This window comes from Streptomyces sp. NPDC054840 (assembly GCF_053611065.1).
The window spans coordinates 1-6,746 of sequence record NZ_JBSGZP010000410.1; the positions used below are offsets into that span (position 1 = coordinate 1).

Sequence of the window (6,746 nt, forward strand, 5' to 3'; positions counted from 1 at the left end):
GCCGTGCACCGGGCCGCCGAGCAGCTCACCCTGGCCGAGGCCAGGGTGAAGACCGCCGACCTCGATGCCCGCGCCAAGCTCCGTCTCGCGGAGGGTGTCCAGGCGGAGACGGCGGCGCCCGGGCTGGCCGCCGTGCAGGTCCGGGAGAAGGAAGCGGACGCGATCGAGAAGACGGGGCTGGCGGAGGCGCACGCCACCGAGGCCCGGCTGAAGGCGCAGGCCGAGGGCACCCGCGCGCAGGCGAGCGCCGACGCGGCGATGATCGGGGAGAAGCTGAAGGCGGAGGCCGCGGGTCTGACGGAGAAGGCCGCCGCGATGGCCGCGCTGGACGAGGCTTCCCGCGGGCACGAGGAATACCGGCTGCGGCTGGCGGCCGAGAAGGAGGTCCGGCTGGCCGGTCTCGACGTGCAGCGGCAGGTCGCCGAGGCCCAGGCCATGGTGGTCGCGGCCGGGCTGGAGAAGGCCGACATCAACATCGTCGGCGGCGACTCCGTCTTCTTCGACCGTCTCGTCTCCTCGATCTCGCTCGGCAAGGGCGTCGACGCCTTCGTCCAGCACTCCGACACCGCGCAGGCGCTCGTGAAGCCCTGGCTGGACGGCACGTCCGACTTCACGGAGGACGTCACGCGGGTGCTCGGCTCGGTCTCGACCTCCGACGTGCAGAACCTGACCGTGTCCGCGCTGCTGATGAAACTGATGCAGGGCGGCGGCGCCCAGTCCGGGCAGCTCGGCGAGCTGCTGGACAAGGCCGGGCAGTTGGGCCTGGCCGACATGCCCCTCGCGAAGTTGAGCGCCGGGCTCAACGGCTCGGCCACGGCCTGATCCGGATCTCGCACACCCCCGCACGTCCGGGGCCGCCGCACTCCCCTCGGCGGCCCCGGCCCGTGCACCACCCGAGCACGCCGAAGACGCCGTACGCACCCGCAGGGAGCCACATCATGACCAGCACGTCCCCCATGGACGCGGGCACCTACGAGGTGCTGCGCGACCGGCTCGCCGCGCAGGCCGGTGAGCTGGCCCGGCGGGCCGAGGCGCTCAACACCCGCCGGGCCGGGGAGTTCGGCTCCGCCGGGCTGGCCCTCGAAGCCACCGAGCGCATCCGCACCGAGCACACCTGCACACCGCGCGACATCGTGGCCGTCGGGGACCGTCTGCTCTTCGGCCACCACGCCGGCGTCCCCCGCCTGAAACCCGAGACCGGCGTGGCCGACGTCTTCACCCTGCACGGCCGTGACCTGGAACGGCTGCCCGAGGGCGCCGTTCCCGGTCTGCTCGACGACCCTGCCTTCCGCCGGGAGTTCGAGGCCCTCCACCGCTACTACCGTGCGACCCGCCTGCTCCAGCTCCGCCTCGTCGACGGGAAGCTGCTGGCCGTCTTCCGGACCGGCGAGACGAGCGAGGACATCCGGGTCCTGCGCTGGACCCTGAAGGACGACGGGACGGCGACGTTCCTGGACGGCCGGGGCGAGCGCGATCACGTTCTTCCGCCCGCCCACGACTTCGAGTGGACCGTGACGACCCGCGAGGACCACGTCCTGGGCCGCCACCCGCACGTGTCCGTCGGCGGCGAGGTCTTCGTCGCCACGGTCGGCGGCACCCTCATCGTCAAGACCGAGGACGACACCGAGACCGGCGCGGGGATCCACTCCGAGCCCGTCGACGACCCGCTGCAGTCCCTCGCCGACGCGGACATCGAGTACGCACGCGTCGGGCCGCTGATCCTGCTGCGCGTGCGCCCGTACAAGGAGAAAGCCCGGCGCCACCTGGTCTTCAACACCGTCACCAGGACCGTCGTCCGCCTCGACGGAATCGGTCGGGCCGCCCGCCGGCTCCCCGAGAACCAGGGGATCGTCTTCCCCGGCGGCTACTGCCTGGCCTCCGGCGTCTCCAAGACCTTCGACACCCCCACCGAAGGGCTTGAGTACGAGCGGACGGTGCGCTCTCCCAACGGCGAGGACGTGCTGTACGTCTTCCACGCCCGTTCGGAGGGCCGCAGCCTGCTGCTCCCGTACAACGTCATCCGCAAGGAGATCGCCGCCCCCCTCTCCTGCACCGGCCACGCCCTCTTCGACGACGGCGGACTGCTGGTGCTGCGCGCCGACTCCGACGAGCCCGCCCGCGTGCACCCGGTCCAGCGCTGGAGTTCCCCGTACGTCTCCGACACCTACGCCGCGTCCCGGCCCGTCGGCACCGGCGCGCTGGCCCGCGTAGGGAACGCCGACCTCGTCCGCGGCATCTCTGACTGCCTCTCCGTCGCCGCCACGGCTTCCGGGACCACCCGGACCACCGCCGGGTACCAGCTGCTCGTCGCCGCCTGCCTCCGGGCCGCCGACCAGTATCACTGGCTGGAGGACCCCGGCCTAGGGGACCTGCTCACACCACTGGGCGAGGTCCGTGCCGCCGCCGAGCAGGTGCTGGCCGAGTTCGAGACCGTACAGACCCTGACCCGGCAGGCCGCCGACGCCTTGGCCGACGCCACGGAGCGGACCGCCTCCCTCGTACGGCGCCTGCGCGGCGAGGCCCCCGGCAGCACCGGCGACTGGGTGGACCGCCTGACCGGACTGCGCCGCGCACACGGACACCTCCTCACCCTCAAGGAGCTGCGGTACGCGGACACCGACCGCATCGACGGACTGGCCGCCGAGACCGAGGCCGACATCGCCTCCTTCGCCGGCCGGGCCGTGGCCTTCCTCGCGCGCGAGGACGCCTTCGCCGCCTACCACCAGGAGACCGCCCGGCTCACCGCCGAGGCCGCCGTGATCGCCACCACCGCCGAGGCGGCTCCCCTCGCCGCCCTCCTCGACGGACAGAGCGGAAGCCTGGAAACCGTCACGGAGGTCGTCGCCGGACTCGACATCGGCGATGCCACCGTCCGCACCGCGATCCTGGAGCGGATCGCCGAGGTCCTCGGCGGCGTCAACCGGGCCCGCGCCACCCTCGACGCCCGCCGCCGGGAACTGCGCGCGCACGAGGGGCGGGCCGGGTTCGCCGCCGAGACCGCCCTGCTGGGCCAGGCGGTCACCGGGGCACTCGCCGTCGCGGACAGCCCGGAGGCCTGCGACGAGCAGCTGTCCCGGCTCCTGCTGCGGCTGGAGAACCTGGAGTCGCGGTTCGCGGAGAGCGACGGATTCCTCGCCGAACTGGCGGCCAAGCGCACCGAGGTCCACGACGCGTTCTCCGCCCGCAAGCAGACGCTGCAGGACGCCCGGGCCCGGCGCGCCGAGCAGCTGGCCGACTCCGCCGCCCGGGTCCTGGAGACCCTCGCCCGCCGGACGGCCACTCTCACCGACACCGACGCGATCAGTACCTTCTTCGCCTCCGACCCGATGGTCGCCAAGGTCCGCCGCACGGCCGACGAACTGCGGGAACTGGGCGAGGGGACCCGCGCCGAAGAGCTCGACGGCCGGATCAAGGCCGCACGGCAGGAGGCCGGCCGCGCCCTGCGCGACCGCGCCGAGCTCTACGCGGACGGCGGCAGGACGGTCCGGCTCGGCCGCCACCGCTTCGCGGTCAACACCCAGCCGCTGGACCTCACCCTGGTCCCGCACGGCGACACCCTGGCCTTCGCCCTCACCGGCACCGACTACCGCTCCCCGGTCACCGATCCGGAGTTCGCGGCCACCCGGGCCTCCTGGGGTCAGTCGCTGCCCTCCGAGAACGCCGACGTCTACCGCGCCGAGTACCTCGCCGCGCGCCTGCTCACCGAGCACGGACCGGCCGCTCTTGCGGAGGCCGACCTCCCGGACCTCGTCCGCCGCGCCGCCGCGGCCGCGTACGACGAGGGGTACGAACGCGGCGTCCACGACCACGACGCCACCGCCATCCTGACCGTCCTGGTGCGCCTGCACGAATCGGCGGGCCTGCTGCGTTACCCGCCCGCGGCCCGCGCCGAGGCCCAGCTGTTCTGGGCCCACCGCACGACCACCGAGGAGCGGGCCACCTGGACCCGCCGTGCCACCTCGCTCGCCCGCATCCGGGACGCGTTCGGAGCGCCGCCCGCGATCGCCGAGTTCCGGGCCGAACTGGCGGCCGCCGTCGAAGGCCCCGACAGCGTCCTCGCCGCCGAGTACCTCTTCGAGGAACTGGCCCGCGCCCGGGGCGGCTTCGTCACGAGCACGGGCGCCCGCACTCTGCTGGAGAAGTTCCGCCGCGCCGTCGGCACATCCGCCTTCGACGAGGACCTCGCCGCACTGCCCGCTCTGGCGGACCGGCGCCAGCTCGCCGAGGCCTGGCTCACCTCGTACACCACCGCGACCGGAGAACCCCTCGCCCCGGGGGACCTCGCGGAGGCAGCCGCCGTCGAGCTCTGCCCGCACCTCGACCGCTACGAGTCGGACGCCCCCTTGACCGAGACCGCCGAGGGCCTCCTCGGCCGCCACCCACGCATCACCGGCCGGTCCCTCACCGTAAGGATCGACGAACTGCTCTCCCGTACCAGGGAGTTCTCCACCACAGCCATGCCCGGCTTCCGCGACTACCAGCGCCGGCGTGCGGCTCTGGTCACCGCCGAACGCACACGGCTCCGGCTGGACGACCACCGGCCCCGAGTCATGTCCTCCTTCGTCCGGGGGCGCCTCCTCGACGAAGTGTTCCTGCCCCTCATCGGCGACAACCTCGCCAAGCAGCTCGGCACCACCGGCGAGAGCAAGCAGACCGACAGCAACGGCCTGCTGCTGCTCATCTCCCCGCCCGGCTACGGCAAGACGACCCTCATGGAGTACGTGGCCGACCGCCTCGGCCTGGTCCTGGTCAAGGTGGACGGCCCGGCGCTCGGACACACGGTCACCTCGCTCGACCCGGCCGAAGCACCGAACGCCACCGCACGCCGGGAAGTCGAAAAGATCAACTTCGCGCTGGAAGCCGGCAGCAACACCCTGCTGTACCTCGACGACATCCAGCACACCTCGCCGGAACTGCTCCAGAAGTTCATCTCGCTGTGCGATGCCACCCGTCGCATGGAAGGCGTCCGGAACGGCGAGGCGCGCACCTACGACCTGCGCGGCAAGCGGTTCGCCGTCTGCATGGCCGGCAACCCGTACACCGAGTCCGGCCACCGCTTCCGCATCCCCGACATGCTCGCCAACCGCGCCGACGTCTGGAATCTCGGCGACGTCCTGACCGGCAAGGAGACGGCCTTCGCCACCAGCTTCGTCGAGAACGCCCTCACCTCCAACCCGGTCCTCGCCCCGCTCGCCGGCCGCGACCGCGCCGACCTCGACCTGTTGCTGCGCATCGCCTCCCACGACCCGACGGCCCGCGCCGACGGACTGGCCCACCCGTACGCCCCCGCCGAGCTGAAGCGGATACTCGCCGTGCTGCGGCACCTGCTGACCGCCCGGGACACCGTCCTCGCGGTCAACGCCGCCTACATCGCCTCCGCCGCCCAAAGTGAGGAAGCCCGTACCGAGCCGCCCTTCCTCCTCCAGGGCTCGTACCGCAACATGAACAAAATCGCCGCCCGGATCGACCCCGTCATGAACGACGCCGAGCTGGCCGCGGTGCTCGAGGACCACTACACCGGAGAGGCCCAGACCCTCACCACCGGCGCCGAGGCCAACCTCCTCAAGCTCGCCGAACTCCGCTCGGCCCTCACACCGGAGCAGGCCGCACGCTGGACCGCGATCAAGACCGTCCACGTACGGGCGCAGACCCTCGGCGGCCCCGACGGCGACCCGCTCACCCGCGCGGTCGCCGCCCTCGGCCTCCTGGCGGACCGAGTCGCCTCCGTCGAGTCCGCCATCACCCGCGCCACCGACCCCCGCCACGCCCTCGCCGCCCCGGCGGCACGGCACGCGGCCCCTCGGCCGCGGAGGACGGACAAGGACTGACCGCTCCCCTCGACCCTCACGTTCGCGGGCCGGCGTCCCGGCGAGGGGTCCGGCGTGCGCCCGACCGCTCGGCGCAGGACAGTGATTCCGTGACCTACGACGAAGGGCTGGCCCAGCGGCTCCGCGAGCGGCTCGGTGAGCAGCCCGAGCTCACCGAGAAGCGGATGTTCGGTGGCCTCACCTTTCTGCTGCACGGCAACATGACGGTGGGCGTGGCCGGCGACGAGCTCATCGTCCGCGTGGGCCCGGAGGGAACCGAGCGGGCCCTCGCCCGCCCCGAGGCGCGTCCCATGGACTTCACCGGGCGTCCGATGCGGGGCTGGGTGACGGTGAGCGGCCCCGCTCTGGCGGAGGATGCCGTCCTGGACCACTGGGTCACGACGGCCACGGCCTTCGCCGCCACACTGCCGCCCAAGTGAGGTCGGCGTTCAGCGGCGCGCCTCCAGGAGCGCCTTGAGGGCTGCCAGGTCCTTGTGCTGCGCGCGGCGCATGGCCGCCACCATCACGGCGGCGCCGATCGAGGCGAACCCGCTGGGCTCTCCCTGGTTGCGGAGGGTCATGCGCGTGCGGTCCGCGTCCTCCCCGTACGGCTCCCAGGTGTAGGTCGTCTTCATGGGGAACGGGCCCTGCGCCGTACGCATCACCATCCGGCGCCCGGGCTCGTACGCGGTGATCTCGTACGTGTACGCCAGCCGCCTGCCGAGGAAGCGCGCGACGAACGCGACTTTGGAGCCGACCGCTGCCGGGGGCGGGGTCAGCCAGTCGACGGACCTGATGTTCGCGTACCACTCGGGTGCGTTCGTGGGGTCGGCCGCGTAGGCGGCGACGCGTCCGCACGTGGCGGCGATCACGGCTTCGGCCACTACGTCGACCTTCATCGAGTCCTCCCGGGGCGGCGAGGCCGCCGCCGCACAACGC

General features: G+C 73.0%; 3 protein-coding genes and 1 pseudogene. 3 read left to right on the plus strand and 1 reads right to left on the minus strand.

What is annotated here, in order from left to right; all coding sequences use genetic code 11:
• The 3 genes and pseudogenes from ACWGIU_RS25335 to ACWGIU_RS25345 form a co-directional block, all read left to right on the plus strand.
• A pseudogene (locus tag ACWGIU_RS25335) lies at window positions 1-822 on the plus strand (flotillin family protein); the annotation flags it as partial.
• A 116-nt stretch (window positions 823-938) separates the two neighbouring features.
• Window positions 939-5,828 (plus strand): DNA repair ATPase, encoded by a 4,890-nt coding sequence (locus tag ACWGIU_RS25340; protein WP_453709391.1) that lies wholly within the window; start codon window positions 939-941, stop codon window positions 5,826-5,828.
• 89 nt (window positions 5,829-5,917) lie between these two features.
• Entirely contained in the window at window positions 5,918-6,247 is a 330-nt protein-coding gene (locus ACWGIU_RS25345) for a TfoX/Sxy family protein (RefSeq protein ID WP_453709393.1), read from the plus strand.
• A gap of 9 nt (window positions 6,248-6,256) precedes the next feature.
• Here the strand turns inward: ACWGIU_RS25345 and ACWGIU_RS25350 are convergent.
• Window positions 6,257-6,746: SRPBCC family protein (locus tag ACWGIU_RS25350; protein WP_453709395.1), on the minus strand; the 490-nt coding region annotated here is incomplete at its 5' end.

Bases quoted from the DNA above. Each gene is read 5' to 3' on its own strand.
- ACWGIU_RS25340 (WP_453709391.1), top strand. From the start codon at position 939: ATGACCAGCACGTCCCCCATGGACGCGGGCACCTACGAGGTGCTGCGC.